This is a genomic window from Paenibacillus periandrae (assembly GCF_022458865.1).
In the GTDB taxonomy this organism is placed as follows: domain Bacteria; phylum Bacillota; class Bacilli; order Paenibacillales; family NBRC-103111; genus Paenibacillus_S; species Paenibacillus_S periandrae.
Genome location: NZ_JAJNMU010000008.1, coordinates 68632 through 89879 on the forward strand (window position 1 = coordinate 68632; position 21248 = coordinate 89879).

21 protein-coding genes are annotated in these 21248 nt (G+C 39.5%); all 21 read right to left on the minus strand.

Annotated elements, in window-relative coordinates; translation table 11 throughout:
• Positions 1-28: 28 nt before the first annotated feature.
• The 21 genes from LRL21_RS14605 to LRL21_RS14705 all read right to left on the minus strand — a co-directional run bounded on the left by LRL21_RS14605 (position 29) and on the right by LRL21_RS14705 (position 21244).
• The gene (locus tag LRL21_RS14605; protein WP_240416527.1) at positions 29-2296 is read right to left on the minus strand and encodes a hypothetical protein; all 2268 of its coding nucleotides are present in this window, start codon (positions 2294-2296) and stop codon (positions 29-31) included.
• Positions 2297-4381 carry a VirB4 family type IV secretion system protein gene (locus tag LRL21_RS14610; protein ID WP_240416528.1) on the minus strand — a complete coding sequence of 695 codons (2085 nt, stop codon included), beginning with the start codon at positions 4379-4381 and terminating at the stop codon, positions 2297-2299.
• A complete protein-coding gene (locus tag LRL21_RS14615; RefSeq protein ID WP_240416529.1) occupies positions 4344-5252 on the minus strand; it encodes a hypothetical protein in 909 nt (302 codons plus the stop codon). The genes LRL21_RS14610 and LRL21_RS14615 overlap by 38 nt, the downstream gene beginning before the upstream one ends.
• Before the next feature lie 29 nt (positions 5253-5281).
• On the minus strand, positions 5282-5593 hold the full coding sequence (locus LRL21_RS14620) for a PrgI family mobile element protein (protein ID WP_240416530.1): 312 nt from the start codon (positions 5591-5593) through the stop codon (positions 5282-5284).
• Positions 5594-5655: 62 nt separating this feature from the next.
• Positions 5656-6027 (minus strand): hypothetical protein, encoded by a 372-nt coding sequence (locus tag LRL21_RS14625; RefSeq protein ID WP_240416531.1) that lies wholly within the window; start codon positions 6025-6027, stop codon positions 5656-5658.
• A 220-nt stretch (positions 6028-6247) separates the two neighbouring features.
• Positions 6248-6643 carry a hypothetical protein gene (locus LRL21_RS14630; RefSeq protein ID WP_240416532.1) on the minus strand — a complete coding sequence of 132 codons (396 nt, stop codon included), beginning with the start codon at positions 6641-6643 and terminating at the stop codon, positions 6248-6250.
• 397 nt (positions 6644-7040) lie between these two features.
• Entirely contained in the window at positions 7041-7934 is an 894-nt protein-coding gene (locus tag LRL21_RS14635) for a hypothetical protein (protein ID WP_240416533.1), read from the minus strand.
• 13 nt (positions 7935-7947) lie between these two features.
• Positions 7948-8199 carry a hypothetical protein gene (locus tag LRL21_RS14640; RefSeq protein WP_240416534.1) on the minus strand — a complete coding sequence of 84 codons (252 nt, stop codon included), beginning with the start codon at positions 8197-8199 and terminating at the stop codon, positions 7948-7950.
• A 314-nt stretch (positions 8200-8513) separates the two neighbouring features.
• Positions 8514-9692 carry a beta clamp domain-containing protein gene (locus LRL21_RS14645; RefSeq protein WP_240416535.1) on the minus strand — a complete coding sequence of 393 codons (1179 nt, stop codon included), beginning with the start codon at positions 9690-9692 and terminating at the stop codon, positions 8514-8516.
• Positions 9693-10171: 479 nt separating this feature from the next.
• On the minus strand, positions 10172-10435 hold the full coding sequence (locus LRL21_RS14650) for a hypothetical protein (protein WP_240416536.1): 264 nt from the start codon (positions 10433-10435) through the stop codon (positions 10172-10174).
• Positions 10436-10517: 82 nt separating this feature from the next.
• On the minus strand, positions 10518-11141 hold the full coding sequence (locus LRL21_RS14655) for a hypothetical protein (RefSeq protein ID WP_240416537.1): 624 nt from the start codon (positions 11139-11141) through the stop codon (positions 10518-10520).
• Positions 11142-11706: 565 nt separating this feature from the next.
• Positions 11707-13263 carry a DNA cytosine methyltransferase gene (locus LRL21_RS14660; protein ID WP_240416538.1) on the minus strand — a complete coding sequence of 519 codons (1557 nt, stop codon included), beginning with the start codon at positions 13261-13263 and terminating at the stop codon, positions 11707-11709.
• 90 nt (positions 13264-13353) lie between these two features.
• A complete protein-coding gene (locus LRL21_RS14665; RefSeq protein WP_240416539.1) occupies positions 13354-14148 on the minus strand; it encodes a hypothetical protein in 795 nt (264 codons plus the stop codon).
• A gap of 104 nt (positions 14149-14252) precedes the next feature.
• Complete coding sequence (locus tag LRL21_RS14670; protein ID WP_240416540.1) at positions 14253-14801, minus strand: hypothetical protein; 549 nt, start codon at positions 14799-14801, stop codon at positions 14253-14255.
• Positions 14802-15076: 275 nt separating this feature from the next.
• Positions 15077-15310, minus strand: a complete 234-nt coding sequence (locus tag LRL21_RS14675) for a hypothetical protein (protein ID WP_240416541.1) — start codon at positions 15308-15310, stop codon at positions 15077-15079.
• Between the two features lie 214 nt (positions 15311-15524).
• Entirely contained in the window at positions 15525-17015 is a 1491-nt protein-coding gene (locus LRL21_RS14680; protein WP_240416542.1) for an adenine nucleotide alpha hydrolase family protein, read from the minus strand.
• A complete protein-coding gene (locus LRL21_RS14685) occupies positions 17012-17455 on the minus strand; it encodes a hypothetical protein (RefSeq protein WP_240416543.1) in 444 nt (147 codons plus the stop codon). Before LRL21_RS14685 ends, LRL21_RS14680 begins: the two co-directional genes overlap by 4 nt.
• Positions 17456-17844: 389 nt before the next feature.
• Positions 17845-18285: a hypothetical protein gene (locus LRL21_RS14690; RefSeq protein WP_240416544.1), complete on the minus strand. Its 441-nt coding sequence runs from the start codon at positions 18283-18285 to the stop codon at positions 17845-17847.
• Positions 18286-18456: 171 nt separating this feature from the next.
• A complete protein-coding gene (locus LRL21_RS14695; RefSeq protein WP_240416545.1) occupies positions 18457-18990 on the minus strand; it encodes a hypothetical protein in 534 nt (177 codons plus the stop codon).
• Between the two features lie 26 nt (positions 18991-19016).
• Complete coding sequence (locus LRL21_RS14700; RefSeq protein WP_240416546.1) at positions 19017-19511, minus strand: hypothetical protein; 495 nt, start codon at positions 19509-19511, stop codon at positions 19017-19019.
• 296 nt (positions 19512-19807) lie between these two features.
• The gene (locus tag LRL21_RS14705) at positions 19808-21244 is read right to left on the minus strand and encodes a DNA cytosine methyltransferase (protein ID WP_240416547.1); all 1437 of its coding nucleotides are present in this window, start codon (positions 21242-21244) and stop codon (positions 19808-19810) included.
• Positions 21245-21248 lie beyond the last annotated feature (4 nt).

The following is a 21248-nucleotide window of genomic DNA, read 5'->3' on the forward strand; positions in this document are numbered from 1 at the left end:
TACAATTACGAACCATCCTCACGTGCCTTTAAAGCGTTATTGTGTTTTTTGTCCGGTTTTTATCTCTTTTTGCCATATCAGCAAGATTACCTACCCTTTTTGTGTGATCAGTTGGTTTCTTATATTCAGTATTTATACTGGTTTTTCGTGTTAATAAGTCAGCACCTTTATCAGACCAATCTCTGCGGTCTGTTCCTTTAATATTATGAGCGAAATAATTGTCAGGGGTTATCTTAGCTGCTTCTACACGATTATCATCATATTTGGCGCCATCAGTTCCACGGATGTACGATCCTGATGTCCGAGCAAGGTGCTCACTCGAACCTCCTGCCATTCCAACAGACCCTACTGAAGACCCTGCAGCGTATCCTTGAACAGGCTGTGTACTCGGAAGTTTATAAGACCCATTCGGTTGACGTTCAAACTTTTCGTTGTGGCCCGGAAATTTATAATCAGCCATTCGTGTTTCACCTTTTTTAAGGGTAGGATCTGCTGCACCGTAATTACTAATTCGTTGCTTTCCATTTCCAGAGTTTACGTAAAATGCAGAACCACTGTTTGTCTGTTCCCAACTCACATCTCTGCCAGCGTACTTCTGGGAAAGATCTGGTAGACTCATATCGTTCATACCACCGAATCGTTCATCAGCACCTTGTATTCGGTTTCTACTTGCCCCTGAAGCCATGTGACCAATCTTCCGTCCAACGCCACCTACTCCAACTGTACTACCAATTGACTCCCCCATATTGCCCATGAAATTACGACGTTGGCTTAAATTATTCCACATGTCATTGAAATTTTTTCCACCTGTGGACCCCATATCTTTCACTTTGCTAAAAAAACCAGAACCTGACGATGCTTGATAGGCTGATTTCATTCCCTCGGGAAAGAAACTTGATTTTGCAGTTCTAATTGCATTTGTCGAACCTGCAGCTAAATTTCGCGCTCCTTGAGCAGCACCTGATAAGACGGAACCACCAAGTTTTGCCCCAACTACCGTACCTGCAGGGCCCATCGTCAATCCCATAGTACCTCCTGCAACAGCACCCACGTTTTCAGCAATGGACCTAAACTTTTGCCAACCCCCGCCTCCTTTTGCAGCTTGGGTGAGAGCTGTTACACCTGAGTCTGAACCCATATCTGTTCCAGGTCCAGGTATTCCCGATGCACCCGATGCACCACCTGCAGACATGCCGCCACCAGCTCGCTTCCCACCCATCATGTTACCTGCACCTTTGGCAAGCATCATTGCGCCAGTTACCGATCCAACACCCATTGTAGTTGCTACTTGACCTAACTTAGAGCTAGAATCACCTAAGTTCAGCCATTTCGAAATCATACCCGTGATAGGAATGAACATGATTAGTAACGACAATTTATAGATGGTCGCAAAGGCGTTAAACGGACCAGTACCAGCCATTCCAGCTAGCTCAGCGAACACAAAGATGGTAATAGCGTGTATCGTCTGTAGAAATATATTTCCCGCTAACTCTTTTATCCAAGTGCCAAAAAACGCTCTTGTTTTAGGAAACATTAGACTATAGGCTGCGAACGGAGACAACACCACAAGAAAAATGATAATCACCTTTCTCGCAACGTAAATAACATTCAGATATAACGTAAGGCCAAACTCACAAAGATAAATAAACCCATTCCCGATATTGAAATTACCTGCGGCACCGATGAGAGACACTCCATTGGTGTCTATGCCTGTTGCCTTTAAGGTCGAATACAAAGTGGTAACAAACGCCAAATTGAGACTCATCATCACTTTAAAAATCAACCAAAAACTAGACATGAAAAAGGCCGATAAGATCCACATATTAATATCCGTCCAAAAATCAGCCTTTGCTTGCGGTGAGTAAGCTTTTATACCAAATTTGGCAGCAGAAACCATGATTGCTATGGTTAAAATTAAGGCATATAATCCTGTAAGCAAACCTAATAACGGGTTAACTATCTTCTCCATTTCCCCTTGACTGAAAATCCCGTAATTGAGTGTCCCTGTATCCCCATATGGATTCCCAAAAATTAGAGAAGGTAGACTATTTAGATGAACTGCATTAAAAATGTCGAGGAGGAATCCCAACATGATGCCATCGGTAAGACTAGCATCCTTCTGGTCCTTTTTCATTTGTGCCAATTTTTCATCTGTAAATAATGTTCCTGTCTCTGACATGGTAGTAGATCCAGATGGAACCAAGAGGTTCGTGTCCGTTGCGGCAAAGGCCATATTCTGCAGCAGGAATATCGAAAGAAGTACGGCCAGTAAAACAATAGAAACTCTCTGCTTCACTTAAGCCACACCCTCTCCTTCAATCGCTTTAATATCAACTGCCATATTTAAAAATTGTATCTGAGCTTCTCTTGAGCTTTTCTTTCCAGGACCGGTTCCCATCTCAATATTTTGATTTGTATTCAAATAATTCCATTCTTCAGGGGTAGGTTCTGACCTAAAACTTACAATTTGTTTTCCTGCTTTCATAATGACATCACCTTTATTGGCAGTCCGTATCATATTGCCGACATCTTCAGATAATCGATATGTATCCAAAATAGGCTGGATATCTTGATCTGATTGCTGTAAGAAGCAGACTGTTGCAAACTGAGCTACAACGTCTCTTGCGGCCTCTGTCCGATCGAACATTTCATAGCGTTGTGACACAAGAGTAAGGGAAACGTTCCATTTCCGGCCCCGAGCGCTAAGTGTCTTAAGCCATTCCATCATCGTTTTGTATTTGATCATCATCCACGCTTCATCAATGATGACTCTTTTTTTGACTTTTGGGTTTGAACCTATAAATCTGTTCCATACCCATGTCATCAATACGTGTTGTGCTAAAGGTCTTTCAATACCGTTAGGGCTTAACTTCGAAATGTCAAATGTAACGACCGGTGCATCGTCAAGCGATACGCCAGAATCCGAAATAATCTCTGTTTGTCCATCGAATAAACCAAATGCTTTATTCTTCGTGAAGAGGTGTACAATCGTGCAAAGCTCCTTTAACTCATAATCTCCATCATCACGAAGCTTTACTAATCTCTCGTATGTTTCTGAGATAGTCGGCATATCGATTTTTCGCCTTCGGTAGGTGATTTTCCCATTTAGATCGATATCTTCTTCATTGAGATAAATTGACTCTGGATCTTCAGTAATTCCTCGCTTAGTATAGAGGTCTTCTAAAAGATCGCTCAAAACACCAATCTCAATGGGTGTCAATCCGCGAGAATCCGGTGATAATGATTCTTTCATTACTGTGAAAAACTCCAGGAGCTCAATAACTTTAAAGTTAAGGTTGATTCGTTCTACTGTATATTCATTTTCTTCTCCTGGATTGATAATTTCCCTTTCCGGGAAAATATCCATAGGATTAATTCGACTCGCTGTTTTGGATTTAGACGGATAGATAGGAATGACTATACCCCCGAGCGCTTTTGTAAGAGCGATATACTCAGGTTCACAGTCAATAATAACGTTCTTCATAATTCCATCCATAAAACCACGGCCGATAATCTGTTTGACGAGAACAGATTTTCCAGAACCCGATACACCGAAAATACCCATGCTATAATTGCTAAGACTAGCGTCAAAGTTATTATAATAAACGTATTCACTGCCAAACCGCCCTATAGGGAATCCCCCTATATGATTAAGTTTGGAACTTGCGTGAGGAAAAATTGCGGTTAGAGCATTTTGATCAAGATTTCGATCCGTCTTTTCAAGATGGTTTTTACCAAGAGGCAAGCACGAAAGGAAACCTTCTTTTTGTCGGCCATACGAGTTGATGATTTCGATGGATTCTCCACCTAGAATTCGTTCAATCTCGCGGGATTTGGCATTCAAATCATTCAGATTACTAGCAAAAACAGTCCCTTGAATTGAAACATAGTACAAACCATTTTGGTTGTTCTTGATTTGTCTTTGCAAATACTTGGCGTCATCACGTTTTTGCATAGCATCTTCGATCTTCGCGCCTTCATTTCGGTTTGCAGCTGAATGAACAACTGTCTCGAATTCATCGATCTTTTTCTGCAGTTTCTTAATGGCTGAATTTCGATCAAGTGGCTCAATATGGACTGAAACATCCATATCATCCCCAGTGAATAGACCCTCCAACCAACCAATACGTACTGTACGAGGATACCCCGATGGTTTTATGAAAAATGATCTACCAAATTTCACATCTCCAAGTCCTGTCTGAATCTCAAAGTGATCCTTTTCAAAGGTAATCCCATCATTAGTCAGGTTCTCCATCATACTCGGGAAGGTGAGGTCTCTTAAATCGATTTCCTTTTCCAATTTAATATTTCCGTGTTGAGGTGCTTCAACATTACTTGAAGCCTTATTGCGTGTGAATAATTTCTTCATCTTCGTAAGCATTATCACGTACCTCCTCCACATCGTAGACCAACGCATCATATCCTGGTAAAGTTGTCGGGTCGATGGTCACGTACAGAGATGTTAGTTTTTCGCGATCTTTTACATCATCGATTGGGTTTACCACCATTCGATCCCTATTTAAAGCTCTTTTCATAACTTCCATTGCTCGTAAACTGTCTAGAATTTCTGAATCTATATCGCACTTTCTAAGCATCTGAGAAATTGTCCAAGCCCTTTGATAAAGTTCGTCTCTGATATCCTTTGCTTTATCTTCTGGAGATAGCGCACCCATTCGTCCGGTTTGAGGAACATATGAAACCACATAATATACTTTTCGAGAAATCCTAAACTCATCTAGCGAACGCTCTTTAATATATTGGATAACGGAGTTGTTATAGCCGCGTGTTTGTTGATTGCATTTGGACAAGTTCAATTCAAAACGTTCCTCTTCTTTTCGCAAATCTTGGGTAACTGCCTGACCAAGAATTTGAACCGGAAACCGAATAACTCTGAACAAGGCACTATAACCAAGGATAATTCCCTGTCTGGCTCCGTCAGAAAGCAGATCATAGTTAACAGAGTCAGCAGTTATAATGACACAATATTCATTATTCTTCTTTTCAAAAATGCCGGTCTGGATGTTCTCCAAACCTAGCATATCGATCAGTTTTTCCGACCCCTTTTTAGGTTTCACTTTTCCATTTGCAGTTAATTGAACTTGACCCTGGCCCATTTCCTGCATATGCTGCTTTCTTGCCCAACCAAATACTGGCTCATTTCTGTCCATTCTTTTCTTTGCAAATATCAAGAATACAAGTACGACGACCAATAATCCCATTGAGAAAGAAATCAATATATCGAAACCATCCATAGTACTTATACCCCTCCTTGGTTCACATTTTACAAACTTTGATAAGTTTTTTGCGATCTGTAAAATTTCCAACTTACAATTATATAATCGCTCATATACATTTCATACTTGTCCAATTTGAAATAGGCCATCAATACCGCTACGCCCGTTACAAATAGGAATAAGACGAAACGAATAATAAAATCAATAAAGCCACTCAAAAAAGGAATGTCCCCCCACACGACAAAAGCTATCATGATAAACCCGACAGGCGCTATAATAAAAAATTGCCTTAGAGAAAAGATCGCTAGAACACTTTTCTCTTCTTGGGTTATATCAATAGGTACTACAATCTCACCCATTCGTCATCCCCCCTTAGATAAAACATTCGGATGGTTTCCCACCCGAATGTTTGAATCGCTTATTAACAATTAGCGCCTGCTATCACTGCAATCGCGCCTGCGAATTTGTAACCCGCGAAGAATATAAAAGCACCACCGAAACAACCAAATAGTCCCACCCAGGCTATTCCTCTCTGTTTAGGGCTAATCGAAACGAAAATGATTACAAGTGAAACGATCATGATACACAGTGTAAAAAACAACCCTCCGATACCACCAACAAGTCTAATAATAGATGTAAGTGTATCCTTAAGGGTCGTATCAGACCCAGTTGTAGACGTACCAAACGTATCTTCACAAGTTACCTCATTTGTTGCCGCGAAGGCACTTAGTGGTGCTAGTACCGTCATACTAATCATCAAAAATAACAAAATACCAAAAATCTTCTTTTTCACTCTTACCAATCTCCTCTCAGGAATTTTTTGTAGATCCTTACATCTTGATCGTGTGACTCGTACCTCTCCCCCTTGCGAAAACGCAAAAAAAGCACAGCCTAAACCAGGTCAAAATGACCTGATTTAAGCGGTGCTTCCGCTGGCATATAAATATGTTATTTTAAATAAGCTGGAGAGTTTCCTGTTTCTAATTATCATTCCTAGCAATTCTTTTGTCAAGCTAGAATCGTTTGAAATGTTGTTCAACCCGTACGGTAATCGAGATATCAATGATATCACCGTTCTCATCTAGCACGAGGTGCAAATTAATAATACCATAATCAATGGGTTTCCATTTTTTTAAACGACTTTCCGTTTTCTTAAGTAGAAGTTCAAGCCCTTTTCGGGACAAGACAACAATGGATTCATTATCATCCATGATACTCATCTTCCTGATCTGTGTATTCCTCTGAAGTACTCCGTCTCGAACATTATATTCAGTTTCGCCCCTTCCGTCAGGTAAATCCGCGTATAGCTTATTGTTATAATCGCCTATGATGCAAAGGCGGATTTGTTCAACCAACTTATCATTATTCAATATGACCGTACCGCCCTTCTTTTGTTTATGCATGGACATTAACCCAGCTCCTCAACTTTTATAATATTAATTATTTTTATGTATCTACAAAATGATGTTGGTGAATATTCTATTCAAGGATCAAACCTGTGATCATAGACGGAATTGTTTCATTAGCTTATCCTTATCAACATGAACCCTAATCCTCCATATTTGTTACTAATTACTGGTGGCTCATCTAATTACTCATGGCAGTGAATATTCAATTGAATGTTCAATTTCCTTATATGTCATCTTACTACAATATTCTCCCATTTGTCGATAGTGAATATGGGTAAACATACCCAAGAAACAATTGAATCGAAAGGACAATACTTCCGTTTCTTTTAACCTATTTTTCGAAAAATAGGCTAAAAGAAGCGGGGAATCAGGACGATTCCCTTACTTCACAGCTTTACTACAGTACTTCTTGCCTTATTGCATTACCTCTTTGTGTTACATCTACTATAAAAACATCATTATCCAGGAAAAACCCCTTCACCAATACAATCTGGCCAATTAGGTCCTGAGTAATACCAATTCCTCTTATAGGAATGCTGGCATCATTATATGTCAGTCTCATAATTCCATCCGAGGTGTAATTGACTCTTCCCATCATAACGTCAACCTCATTAGAAGTGGCTCCTATGGAGGGAGTCGTAGTAATCTGATCCGCAAATTCGGAACCAAAGACTCTCCGAATCACATGATACTCCTGTTTTGGTAATGGAGAAGATTGTTCAGTGTACTCAATTATATGATCTGGCGGGGGAATATCTGTATCTTTTAGACTCTCCATCATTTGATCAATATCATGCGGATAATCAGGTGAACCCCCTCTATCTACTTCAGTTGGGAGTGAAGGTACCACTTGAATTAACATTTCCTCTGAACGCATCTGTGTCAACGGTGCTGCTGGTCGTTCATCATGCTCATGACTGATCAACTGCTCATTATAATAATAAGAATCCGGTGGTGGCTCTTCTTGATGTACTTGGCTCTCAATTGTACCAAGTTGACCAAGCAACTGTAAGATCCCATTTTCTACTTCTTCGGGTAGTGAAGAAACTACTGGAGTCCTCGGAACTGAAGGTGGTATTTCCCCAACCTCATCGAGATCCGAACGTGGCTGTGTCAAAGGTATTGGCCGCCATCCATCCGTTTCGTGCTCACTTTCAAAAAAATGTTCTTCTTCATTTCTGCTATTCATACTATGGCTTGTGTCGATAGTCATGGTGTTTGTCGTAAACCCAGTACATAATCCGACAATTACTGGAAGTGCCAATATGGAGAAAAGAATGACTAATTCCACTCGTTCTTCCTCCTTACAACTGCCAGATGAAAAGTGCCACGACAATGAAAAGACAAACGAGGAAAAGACCAGCGACCATCAGCGCCTCTTCGAAAAACCATCTGACTCTTGTTTTAAATGCTTTCTCTTTTGCAATTGATCGAATTGATTTGGTTTGTCTTGAATGATCCTTGCGGAGCTCTTGACTCAAGTGAAATTTTTGTAATTCATCTAGACCATCATCAATTGATTTGTAAGACGCTTTTACCCAAGTTGCTCTTCTCATTAGAAAAACCTCCCACTTTTGGTCTGTACCTCATTAATTCGGGAACATATGTTCCCATATTCAATAAAAAAAACAGCCATATATAAATACAAAAAGCTGCTCCTTCAGCGAAGGGTATAGCATCTTCATGGATTTAAAAAAACAAAAAACCCCAAGTGTGGAATTGTGCGTTTAGACACAAAAACACCTTTGGGGGTGAATGTACAAATTGAGCGAAAACCCTCATTAGTCGCGTGACAGAGAGCAGAAGTAGAATGTATATATATACATTCTACCACTGCTTGGAAAGATAGACAACCATTAACTTCACTTGGTTAATGAGTTGAGGATAGTACCCCGTCAGTGTTAATGAAATCACTTATGCGATACGGAGTCGTATACATCATGACTTCTGCAACTTCATCTGAGCCAATCGTTATTGGTTTCAAAGGATCTTTAATATATAACGTAATCTCTTCTTGAGCTTCGAAGAACTTCAAACATTCATTAAGTTTTTCTGCATTCACAGCAAAGTTCCATTTTATCCCTTCAACTGATGTGCCTAACTGTTGTTCTAATACCTGAGGCACAACAGCGAAAACCGTATTCTTTCTGTTTTCGCCTTTTCTGTTTTCAAATCTCACCGTTTTCGTGCCAGTTGAAGTGATCTTCTGCACACGAGCACAAAGTTCCATCAACTCAGCTCGATCAAAAATGTACCTGCATTCCACATCATATTCATACTTGCTTAGTAAGTCTGGAAATACACCATCAATCACTCTGCAAACGCAAGTCGTGTCTGGTGTCTGAAAAATGACTAAGCTTGCAGATTTATTAATCCCCACTTCCACCTCTGAGTCTGATGAAATCATGTTTTCTATCCCTCTTAGGTGGGCTGTGTCAATGATTACTGGGAGGTTTACCCAATTGTAGTTTTTGGATTCATAGGTTACTCCGTTCAACCGATCACATGCTTGCAAGATGCAGTGACCAGATGGAGATTGCGAAATAGATATTCCAGAAAATATTGGTGATGTTCTCGCTGCTTCACTCGTAGATTTAACTGTGAAGCCATTGAACTTTTCAACAAGCTGAGAAAGAAGATTCGGACCCCAAATTACCTTTTCACTCGGGACAGGTATTTCCATAAACTCGGTGGTTTCATTCAGGACTCTGACTTTCATCTCACTTCGTCTACCATTTGTTCCCCATACCATCTCGATATATTGTGTGTCCTTTTTTTTAACGTACGTTATATCGATTTCTTGATGACTTGGTAAGGCATCAACTTTATTAGCTAGTTCTTTCATGGATGTTGTCACAAAAAAGTCCTCAGTAACTGTAGCAGAAACCTTTTTTTCTCCTGAAAGATCGATCGAGGTAAAATAAAAGGATACGATGTTTTTACCAGAATTCTTAATGTATACGTTCCGATCACCAATGCATGAAACCTTTACACTTTTAGCCATTTCTGCAACGACATCTTGCAATTTACTCGAATTCATTTTAAACATAATCATTCCTCCTATTATTGGATTAATCAAAAAAAGATTTGAGCGCATGGACGCAAAAAAGCCCTGCGAATGACATGAGCATTAAAATGCTTTAGTCACCCACAGGGCGTATTTCCATAAATAAGATTCCTCTTTATACCGCATGGCAAGAGGCGAAAAATAAAAATTGGACTATCCCTATCATAGAAGAATTTTCGAGAGATTTCAAGTAAGTATCCACTATAGATTGAACAGCTGTATATTCCGCTACAATAATCTTAAATACCTCTTCCCATAGGAGAAGCAAGCCTCACTCGCTTTCTCAGGTTGTATGTAGGTATGCTGTTTGGTTAATTGCCAGCCTAATGAATTAACCTACGTGCAGCAACCAACCACTTGCTCCTAAAACTCACGATAACTTCGTTAATAAATTAAACATGCGAGTAGTCTGTCGTTGGTATGGCCGCTTCTTCATTCTAAAAGATTGAATGCTGCTCATTTCAGGCTCCTTTGTGTTCGGGAAGAAAACTTTCAAAACGTCCATTCATTTTGTAGAATACACCCGCAACTGGAAGTATGGACACGCGTCGATGTATGGCATGATCACCATTCGTAACTATAAGAGAGGTTTTGCAGTAGAAAACATTAACTTCTAGCAATTCAACCGGTGTATTAATGATTTTGCACAAATAGCCAAACTCTTGTAGTGTGTCTTCAATTTCAATAGCATGTTGCTTTTCGGTGAAGGTGAGTAAAATCTCCATGGATACTTCCTCCTAAAATCTAAACCCTCCAACTAAATCGTCAGAGGGCTCCAAATGATAACTTATTTATTTTGTTTGTAGATTAAGCAATTGCATTTGCAGGTCGATAGGAAACATAAGGTTCTTGACCAGAGGATTCAACCCCATTATCAATATACCTTTTATCGAACTTTCCGTACTTACTCCTGGCCACGGTTATTTGTGGAGAAACCTGTTTGGCCGCTCCCCACATATTTGTGTCAACATCAATGTGTCCTTCCCATATGACAAAGGATTTATTCGGGAGAAACACTAATAGGGAGTCAGAACGTCTGTGCTTAGCTCTATAAGTGAAATACAGAGCTTCTGAATGCTGTGCGTATTGCTCAATGGATGCACTTACCAAGGTTAGGTGTACTGCATAGGGAAATCCCGTGAGGTCATCTATCATCAGTAGTGTATACTTTCTGCTTGCTTCCAACTTTTTAACAACATCTTTTAAATTCATAGATTCTTCCTCCTGGATAGTTAGGATATTCAAAAAATCAAGTTCAAGCTGTTCGCCGGAACTGATACCAAAAAACCTTAAGTTTGCTTCAATAAATGGATTGAGATACTCCTCATGTGTTGCTTTCTCATCCTTATACTTCTCATTGACTTGGGCAACTTTCTCTTCTGTGATCAATAGTTCATCATCATCGACAAAAAACGAAAGTTGATTACCCACGATCATTTACCTCCTCATTATATATTTTATCAAGCTCCCTTGATCTAAAAAGCCAACAAAAAAAGCGCCTAACTGTACCACCATTAAAGGTGTTATTCACAGAATTAGGCGCCTGTTGTTGGCGAAATAAAAAATAGAGTGCTTCGTAGTCGCGTGACAGAAGCTATAGGGAATTTGAAAGTATGACAATATATTAGCATTTTTTATTCCAAAAGAAAAGCAAGAAGTCCTTTCGTAAAAAGACTTCACTTCTTCCAACAGGGGATATTCATTGACCCCTTTGCACCCATGATGCAGAATAAAGAGTTTATTTAGCCTTTATTATTTATATCATTTATAACTAAAGAATAATGTACTATGCGAAAGCGACATTAATTAATATATTCATGGAAGCTAAACTTAATGATAGGTAAAAACCCAAAATACTCTTCAATTCATCTAATTGACCAAGATTTTATTGATCAAAAATATCTCATTTATTTCCGTTGCTCTACAAAAATATCTCATTTATACCCGTTACTCATAACGTGTATACAGTTTTACTCATTTTCAGTTCACCATTGTGCTAGACAAGCTGGAGCCCCCGATAATTAGTTAATTTCTCATTAAAACATTGGATTGCAGACTTGATGGCTTCAGCTACTGACCGAATCAATCGTACCGGAACCGCATTCGCTATTTGTTGTTGTTTCGAAGATAGACTGCCTTGAAATTCAAAGGTATCCTTAACATCGAAAAGCCTAGCGCATTCTCTGACAGATAAAATTCGATCCTCTACAGGATGCAAGATGCATGCTTTTCTAGGATTAACAATCGTGATTGACGGCTTTTCCCATTCCAAGCGCCGGTACATATCACTGTGCTGGCCTTTAGGTCGAATATCTTGAGGTATGCTGTAAACATTGCCGCCTGGAGGAACTGTGCTCATCCTCTCAAGTGTCTCGTCCTTTGCTTTAGACACATCTAGTTGGTTTGGAATACCATCATGGAGTCCCTCAAATGCTTGGCGCACAGTCCGATATTCATCTCTTCTGAACTGAGGCTTGGGTAGCTCGATCTTACCAATCTTGCTACCGATAAAAATTGCACGTTCGCGTAATTGCGCTGACCCCATATCAGCAGAAGAAAGAATACCGGAAGAGATTTCGAACTCAGAAAGAGCACTGTAGATTTCATCTTTAAATTGACCACCCCCTGCTGTGAGAATCCGAGGGACATTCTCTAACAAAAATACTTTACAGTTTTCATTTGCCTTGATAGCCTCAATATATTGTTTTACTAACAAATTGTTTGGGTTGTCCAAAAAGTTCGTATTCCGATTGGCATTGCTGAAACCCTGACATGGGCTCCCTCCTATCATTACCGGTGCCTTTGCAATCTTACTTTTATCAAATTTGGTGATATCCCCCTGCACAATGTGTGAACCTATATTGTGCCGATATGTCAAAGCAGCACCCTCACTTAGTTCAAGTGCAAAGACGACATCAAATCCTGCTTCCAAAACACCTAGATCCATAATACCTGCACCACTGAATAAGCTCGCTACTTGCAGTGGTATCAACAAGTTTGCAATTCCTGATTGGAGGGAAGTATTGCTTGAATCTGATATGCTTGCACTCTCTTCAAATAACAGGTCCAGTTCCAATTGTTCATATCCGAGTAAACCAGCAGCCTTGCGAAGAGATTTACGAGATAGAACAATCTCGGCTTTTTTCTTTACAGCAATGAAGTCGTTTATTTCTACGACCTTCCGCTTACTTCCAAGCAATTGTTTCACTGCTTGGGTTACTTTTTGGAATGACGCTTGTTGAACAGCGACATATCCTTGGATCACAACATGTTCTCCAAAAATCTCTACCTGCAAGTAATCGCATCCCTCAAATGCAGAGAGTGCTGCCTTGTCACGGATGTCTATAACAGGCTTTACGCTTTCTTTGAGTTGACGACGGGAAACCGTGTTGTCCGTTGTATCCTCAGAAGTCAAAATAATGATTTTATTTGATTTCGATTCAATAACATATTTGTAATGGGAGCCAGGTTGGAATACGGTATTCTGCAGCACTTTGTCCTGAAGATAAATACCACGATGGGACAGCTTTGCATTTCTCTTTTTCAATAACATTTTATTCATCCTCTCAAATAAAAATTTGTATAAAAAAGAAGGTAGGGATATCTCCCATACCTTCCTAATACGCCTCCAGGGGGAGGACAATTATTTCCATTCCTTTTGAAAAGTTCGGAGCTCGTCCTCCGATTTTTGATCGAACGCTGCAGAAAGCTTCACCCCAAGCGTACCCTGAGACTCACTTTGACTTAGTGACTCTACCGACTCACCGGTAAATCTCGAAAGGATATGATCGTCTGCAGTCATCAGAAATTCGATCAACTTGTCTTTGGAAATGATCGGGACCACGACCTTCCAGCCACCTCGAATTTCCCTCGGCATAAACCATGAGGTAACATCATCCTCGTCCTCTTCATCTTCTCTGTCTTCATTAGAAAGATGGTAAGTAATTCCTGTCGTCATAGACACGATGGAATGGTTGGACTCGTATAGGGCCCATGCCTCATCAAATTTGAGGATTAACTCTTGTTCAACAGCGTCTTCATCATCTAGAAAAATGACTTGACTGAATTTGAACCCGTAGATATCCATTTGATCATCATCTGGTGTGATGAACAGTTGAGACTCTTCATAGTCTACTTCAGCAACCGTTCCCTTGATTTCAATCCCACTATCGGTAACACCTTTTACAGGTACATCGATGATAGCATCGAAAAGATTCACATCACTTACTGCTGCTTGCAAGACTACCTCCCAATCGTGCATCATACCGTATTCAAGCCCTTTTGAAATGTGATGGACGTTTTCATCGCGCACTTTCTGTTTGAGCGAATTGGGGAGCCTGCTATACAAAGACCACGTCGTGTCGCGTTCAGCACGACTGGCTAGAAGTTCCTCAACATCCTCCCAATGAATAGTGGTTGAAAAAATAGCTAAAGACATTAGATTACCTCCATGTTAACCTGCTCAAGCAGATCGATTTGATAATAAAAAGAGGGGCAATTGTAATTACCAATTGCCACCTAAATTACTAGAAATAAGAAACCCTATTTCTCTGGGATTGTATCCAGCAACTTGGTTAATTGCGAATCTGTTAGCGAATAGAAAGAACCTCCATCATTAATTGTGTAAACGGGAGTCTTTCCAGCCTTCTTTTTACCCACTACAATTGGAAGATATTCATCTTTCACTTTAAGATATCCCATGCAGCCCTCACCCCACTCTGGTTTCATGAACTCGGGACGAGAAACAAACACCTCTTCAAATGTCGCCTTAGAGTCTTGAAGCCCACTAGCCTTGCAGTGGAATTTCCCTTGTCGGGTTGTTACAGACAGATTTGCAGCGGTCTTACCAAATATGACTCCGTCTGTTTTAATGTCCGGTATGAACACAATTTTGCCTCCTACTGCTTTTTCGGTTTCAAGAATAGCACCCTCTGTAACAGAATACCTATAACCGGATGGGAACTTACTTTGAAGACTCTCTACCACTTTCTTCTCGGCATCAGCAAGCAGCTGCTTAGTATCAGTTCCGTTTACCTGCACAGTAACTGACAAGGTGATTGTAACAGTTTTGATTTCTTGATTTTGACTCATGAAAATTCCTCCTTGAAATTGGGTTGTGTTAGAACGCAAAAAAACGCTCTTCCAAAAGTCCAATCTCTTAATACAAAATGAGATTGGGCGTTTAGAAAAGCGCTCTTGAAATGTCTCCGTAAGCTGCATAGCGGGAGCAAAATAGTTAAATAAGATACTATTACCATATCATATTTTGAATGGACAATAAAGAGTGAGATTTCTTCCCTCAAAATTAAGAAAACGAAGTAAAAACACGTTGCCACTGTGAGCAACGTGTTTTTCGCATGTGTTAACTATTTTTCTGGAGTAATGGCAATTTGGTTAATACGCTGATTGTTCAAGAGTCTTTCAGCGACTGCCAAATGATCATCCATTGTCATACGTTCTTGCCCTGGAATACTGCCATCTTCCATTGAGGCTTCATAAATACGTTGCATTAACGTAGTATCCGTCATCTCACAGTCAGATGATCTTGCGTTACGTCTCATTTCCTCATTTTTTATAGCCGATTGTGAAATGTGCTGCATACTCTCCACCCTTTCTTTCAATACATATATCTGGTACCCAGAAGTCTGAACTGTAAGTGTACTTTCCTGATAAGATAACCATACCAAGTTCACTATCCAACTTCAAGGAGATCCTATAATCTTTAATTAGATATTCCTTTAGTATCAAAGGTTTAACCCGTTACAAAAAATCCAAGGAAATTAATCCTTGGATGATTTTGTAGATTAGCTTGTATTAAGTATTCAGAAAGCTGCATTCCTCTTCCAGCCAAAGCATTAAATAACGTCTAGCCGATTCTTCTTCTATGATCTCTTTGTGACAAACAATGAACCGATAATATCTGTACTGTTCACTCACCATAAAGCTAATGCCTTCATGCTGTCGGTTGACACGATCATAGAGTGAAAATATCGAATCTTCTTCTAGTTCGAGGTCGAAATAATACAATGAATTTGTATTTGTGGTTTCCTTTGTGTTGATTTCTCCGGTTTTATGAAAGACCAGCCCACCATCATAATCAAATGGTTTTGGTTGAACATCCGGATGAAAACCTTCTTCCTCCCAAGCAGAAATTATGGCCTCTATTTCTTCTTTGGTGATCAATGAATGACCACTTACCTTTTCAGCATGTAAAAGGCTCTCTAGCAGCTTCTTACGAGCATTAAGTGTCAATGATCCAACTTCATAGCTCCAATTATCTGGAGCTTGTACAGGGACATCCAAATCTAATGATGGCTGGGACAAGAATGACCTGTCTTTATCAAGTCTTCGTTTCAAAAATTTACGAATGGGTAGGCGATATCGGATATCATTTCTAACTTGATATAATGTCCTCTTCCATTTATTTAAGGGTCTTAAGGAGTCATCACCATTATCGATTTGATTGATTAGCATCTTATCTTCAATTCCTGAGTAAAGACATGTCCAACACCCGAACCTACTTGTTCCGCATGACTTCGACTGGTTCCCTTCAGACATGGTAAGTTGGCACTCACCCGTAGAATCCTTGTAAAGCTGATATAGATCATGAGGATCTACACCCCAACCTAACCTTTTCTTATGCAAAAGATAGGCCCACACATCATCTGAGGAAAGGTATTTTATACTATGGTAGACTAGCACACGCTCATGGATCGCGTGACGTGCAAATTTGGTCTCATCTATGGAGAACTTCTGGATAGATCGCTTTCGGTTAACACTTTCTTCTTCACGGACGCCGAGGAGCATGACAACATCGTAAATATCCATAATATTAAAATGAGTACTAATAATATTTTGAACAATGATATCGGTAGGATCCACCTTCACTTTAGCAGTGCACCATCTGAATCTTGAATTTTCCGTTGGTGGCGGATTTCCCTTACCTATCACCTGGAAGAAAAATCTATTTTTCATTTCTGGTTCCGCGAGATGTACCTCTATGGGCAATCCTTGTTCTAAAGCTGCTTTTTGAATCTGATCCATTGTTTTACGTACGTATAGATTCATTATTGGTGTTTCAACTAGTGTGTTACCTGTTACAATATATACTTTTTTTGTGCGCTGCTCTGGTAAGAGATCAGTCAACATGTCCCATACCAGGGAAGTTACCATTGTAGAATCCTTACCCATGCTACTCATTATGCACCAAGGTAACGAATCTTTTAAATAAAGTGCTTTTAATTCATTAACTAAATCGCTAAATTTGAATCCTTTTATCATTTCACTAATACTAAGAATGGTCATAGCAGTATCCCCCACTCAAGCTGTCTCTCAATTGGATTGGCAGCTGATTGGGAAACGTCTGCATAATACACTCTATCATTTGCAAAATAAGCGAGTTCTGCTGTTAAAACTGTTTTTCTCGTATGTTCATTGATAAAGGTATCTACTTTGTAAGGGTTATAATAACCGGTATGGAACGTAACCGAAGAAGGTTTTTCACTCTCCCCAGCAACAAAAAAACCTTCAACCCAAGCATGTACTGACCTAACCTTTTTATCAAGTACTCTCTGGCGTCCTTTTTTTGATACATGAAACTTGGCGATTCTAATTGTTGCTGTCTGGACATAAGCCACTACTAGACCTGACGTTTTGTTCTTAACTGAAAAACAGTCGCGGTTCAAATTCTTGTATATTTGGACCACATCACCTTCATTCAACGTTCGTTCTTTTACGATTTCCATAGATATCATCCCTTCTTGTTTTCATTGACTTTTGGGTTGTGAGAACGCAAAAAAAGCGCCCTATCCTAACAACCAATCTAAAACGGTCGGAACCGAATGTAAGATTAGTCGCTTGGATAGAGCGCGTTTCTTGATTAATTTTCTCCTTTTACCGCATGGTGGGAGAATTGGCTAAAAGTAAAATATATGCTCATCATATCATGTTCATTTTTAATTGAACAGAACTACATTCCAATTTGAGCCTAATTGATGAATAATGATTATATGTTGGGCAGCATATGGATTAGGACTTCTTATCAACTTCTAATGAACATATCCGCTTCGGTACTACTTTTCGAGGTGACTTCTCAAGGCGTTGATTCTATTCCTTCTACTAACAGTTTCCTTTCTTATCCATCGTTTCTTACTGTTATACCCATAAATCTCTCTATTCGCGTATTCATCCGTTCAATGACCACCATCCTTTCATCTGAACTGAAAAAGTCCATGGCTTGCCTCGGATGTCTTCCTTCTAGACTTCCGATAACCATATTGTATATTTCCTCACGTGCCAATTCATAAAGTTGACCTGCAAAGGAGGCAAACGGCTCCGTTATGCTCATCCACGACATGATTGGAGCCAAAATATCTTCGTGTGTGAAATCTTCCCCTCGGGATGTTGTATAAACTATTTCCTTAGTAAATACCTTATGGTCCTCAATTGTTCCGTTGTATGGAACTAGATGTTGTAGCATCTCATCAATGATTTTATCCATTTTAGCGTTCAATGGATGTTCACTTGATTCATTAATAGGAATGCAAACTCTTAAGTCCAGATAGCTTCTAATCAAATGTCATTTCCCCCTAATATGGTTTCCTATACATTATAAAACACAGATCAAAAATCGAGTAATAAGAAGAACCTTATCTCATGATATTCTAATTGATTCTATACGATTGTTCCTTTTGGATTAATATGTAAACAGTTCAATCTACAAGGAAAAAGATAGTCCCCTTAGGAACTACCCCATGAACTCACTAAATTGAAAAAAGTTCTTCCTTAAGCTAACCAATACGCAGTATTCACCGCAATCGGGACAAGTAGGTTCATTGCAACATCCACCATCCGCGTGAGAAGGACAGTCTTCGGGAACACCTGGAATACCATGTTCATCGAAATAAGTGTAAGCTCCATTCAATTTAGCCTGAAAATATCTGTTTTTTCCGTTTGGATTGTCACCCCACGGCCCGCCGCAGATCAGCACGACATCAATATCGCATCCCATAGGACAAGACCAAACATTGAGAATTTTACGATCGAGATCGGCAGCGTCAATAATCTGTTCGAAATTAACCATTTCTAGGAGTTCCATAAATCTATAATTTGTGTTACTTTGATCCTGCATAATTCTAACGACTTCAACAAATATAGAATCCCTAAAACTGATTAAGTCGGGTTCTTGTAAATTGTCAAAATACTCATTCGTAAACAACCGAATGTCATGTTTAAGTTTAGCGTGGTCTATTATCATGATTTCTCCTAATTTTACTTGCAAGTGTAAGGTGTATAGATTGCCCTTAATTAAGATGCATTGTTAATATAGAGCTGTGTTTCATCTGCAACCACTTCAAACTTAACATCATGAAATTTCGTGATCTCCTTTATTTCCCCAATCTTGCGATCCACAATATACATATGATGTCTCGGATCGATCGTAATACCGTCACTCTTCGTAGTGCGGACAACATTAAAACAATCCTTTTGGCTTTCCATTCTCTTTTCGGAACCTTCGAGCCATATCAAATCAGTCCCCGATTCGTAGGTATACCACAAAAATGTGGCAGTTGAATTGTCCATCATCATTAGATCGTGATAGTAGAAATCCATTTCATAATGCTCAACAACAACATCTACGATTTCCTTCATATGTTTAACTAAAGGGTCCTCTCCTAGTTTGCGCCACAGACGGCGAATATCCTTTAAACGTTGTGTATTATCTCTCACATCATCCATTTTACCGAGTCTTGTTGCTCTCTCGATCTCTTGCTTAAGCTTTACAATTGTTGATTTTCTCATACTTCTTCCTCCTCAAAATGGGTTTGGGTATTAAAAAAGAGCGCAAAAAAAACGCACTTTTTCTAATGTCCATAACATCTACTAAACGCCGCAGATTTGGATGGTATCACTAGAAGAAGTGCATTTCGTATTGATCGGTCCGAATGGCGTATGCCGGGACCCAGAATGTAACCAATTTCAATGTCACAATCATATCAGATTATTTAGTTCTATACAACACAGCAGCCCTCCCTTTCTTTGCAATTTAAGAGAGCCCGGATTAAGTTCATCCGGACTCCATTTCCATTGTGTAATTATTAGAACATTGCTAACTGTCCAGAATTCTCGAATAAAAAACATTCCTCTGGGCTATAATGAATCTCAGGTACTGATGTTTTAAACTTACAAATGTCAGTTAACTTACCTATTACCGGATTTAATTTATTCCAGATAAATTGATAAAGCTTATCCGCGATTGCCTTGAAGGTTTGAATGCAAACGGATTGTCCAATACTTTCTACTACCAGTTTGTTGCTATCACCTAAATAGTAATCCTTCGATATACCATGAAGTGCACGAATCTGTTCACCGTTAAGGTAGGCATACAAATTCGAAATGAATGGATGCTTAATCCAATTTTCCGGTTGGATCTTATGATGACTTTTCGTGATTGTCCCAACATATGAATCCTTAGTGATATCAAACATAGTCATATGGTGGTTATGTGTTATCCCCCTTTTCTCTCGCGACAGAAAGTAATTCAGTGTTCCGCTTTCTTCTGGAGTTACCCAATCCAGATCATCGATATGTAAGACACCATCATCTTGAATGGACTCTTTATTTCTGCCACTTGGTTCAGGGAAAGTAAACCCCTCAAAAACAGTCGCAACCATGAAAAACCTTTCTCTCTTTGTTCGACTGCCATAATCAAGACTATCAAGTTTAGCTCTTGTAACACTAAATCCTTCCTCTTTCAAGCAGAGCTCCAAGCTAATTCCAGCGACTTTCTCAAACTCAGCTACATTTTCTAGTAAAATAGCAAGCGGTCGTTCTGATTGTTCCTTTGCCCAGAACAGCCTCATCAAATGCATGAACAAATGGATCGTATGATACTCTTTCTTAGTTCCGTTTGATGCTTTTGAATAATCGGTGCAGTCAAGTGTTGCGATCCATGCGTGAGCAAACGGAAAGTCACCAGAATTTAGCATTTGCATTGGTATGTTGAACATGACCGAATTAGGATGATTTCTAGTATAGATATCTGAAAATTTATGCTCGCTTCCTTCCTTAGGATTCCACTCAATGGATGCAACTTCATTAAAACCTGCTTCGACAAGGCACTGCGTACTGATCCCTGTACCTGAACAAAACGAGATCGAGGTTAACGATTCCGGTGCAGCCTCCTTGTTGTGTTCTCTAATTACTTCTGCGGTTTGCTTTATTCCTTCAATGATGACGCGATCTTGCACAAATGTAACCTTGATATAAGTGCATTCCTTAAGTGCCTCTCTAATGTCTCCACCCGCTTTATCGATTACTGGAATAGGATTTTGAAGTTTCAACTTTTTTGAAACCATGTTTGCGCCTTGCTTATCAATTTCGAATTCCACCAGGTTTATTTCTTTTTTTGTAGTGGTTCGAAAACGAGCACCTGGAACGAATCCAATTTCAGCTAATTTTTGCTTATCAATATAGATGCGCTCGCCATTATAGGTAGTTTTTCCGTGAAACTGATGAATGATATCTTTAATCATTAGG

What these genes read in the sequence shown, in the direction of transcription:
- LRL21_RS14670 (WP_240416540.1), bottom strand. Translation starts at nt 14,801, where the DNA reads ATGAGTCAAAATCAAGAAATCAAAACTGTTACAATCACCTTGTCAGTT.
- LRL21_RS14675 (WP_240416541.1), bottom strand. Translation starts at nt 15,310, where the DNA reads ATGCAGCACATTTCACAATCGGCTATAAAAAATGAGGAAATGAGACGT.
- LRL21_RS14640 (WP_240416534.1), bottom strand. Translation starts at nt 8,199, where the DNA reads ATGAGAAGAGCAACTTGGGTAAAAGCGTCTTACAAATCAATTGATGAT.
- LRL21_RS14610 (WP_240416528.1), bottom strand. Translation starts at nt 4,381, where the DNA reads ATGCTTACGAAGATGAAGAAATTATTCACACGCAATAAGGCTTCAAGT.
- LRL21_RS14630 (WP_240416532.1), bottom strand. Translation starts at nt 6,643, where the DNA reads ATGTCCATGCATAAACAAAAGAAGGGCGGTACGGTCATATTGAATAAT.
- LRL21_RS14620 (WP_240416530.1), bottom strand. Translation starts at nt 5,593, where the DNA reads ATGGGTGAGATTGTAGTACCTATTGATATAACCCAAGAAGAGAAAAGT.
- LRL21_RS14615 (WP_240416529.1), bottom strand. Translation starts at nt 5,252, where the DNA reads ATGGATGGTTTCGATATATTGATTTCTTTCTCAATGGGATTATTGGTC.
- LRL21_RS14680 (WP_240416542.1), bottom strand. Translation starts at nt 17,015, where the DNA reads ATGACCATTCTTAGTATTAGTGAAATGATAAAAGGATTCAAATTTAGC.
- LRL21_RS14645 (WP_240416535.1), bottom strand. Translation starts at nt 9,692, where the DNA reads ATGTTTAAAATGAATTCGAGTAAATTGCAAGATGTCGTTGCAGAAATG.
- LRL21_RS14685 (WP_240416543.1), bottom strand. Translation starts at nt 17,455, where the DNA reads ATGGAAATCGTAAAAGAACGAACGTTGAATGAAGGTGATGTGGTCCAA.
- LRL21_RS14665 (WP_240416539.1), bottom strand. Translation starts at nt 14,148, where the DNA reads ATGTCTTTAGCTATTTTTTCAACCACTATTCATTGGGAGGATGTTGAG.
- LRL21_RS14650 (WP_240416536.1), bottom strand. Translation starts at nt 10,435, where the DNA reads ATGGAGATTTTACTCACCTTCACCGAAAAGCAACATGCTATTGAAATT.
- LRL21_RS14705 (WP_240416547.1), bottom strand. Translation starts at nt 21,244, where the DNA reads ATGATTAAAGATATCATTCATCAGTTTCACGGAAAAACTACCTATAAT.
- LRL21_RS14660 (WP_240416538.1), bottom strand. Translation starts at nt 13,263, where the DNA reads ATGTTATTGAAAAAGAGAAATGCAAAGCTGTCCCATCGTGGTATTTAT.
- LRL21_RS14700 (WP_240416546.1), bottom strand. Translation starts at nt 19,511, where the DNA reads ATGAGAAAATCAACAATTGTAAAGCTTAAGCAAGAGATCGAGAGAGCA.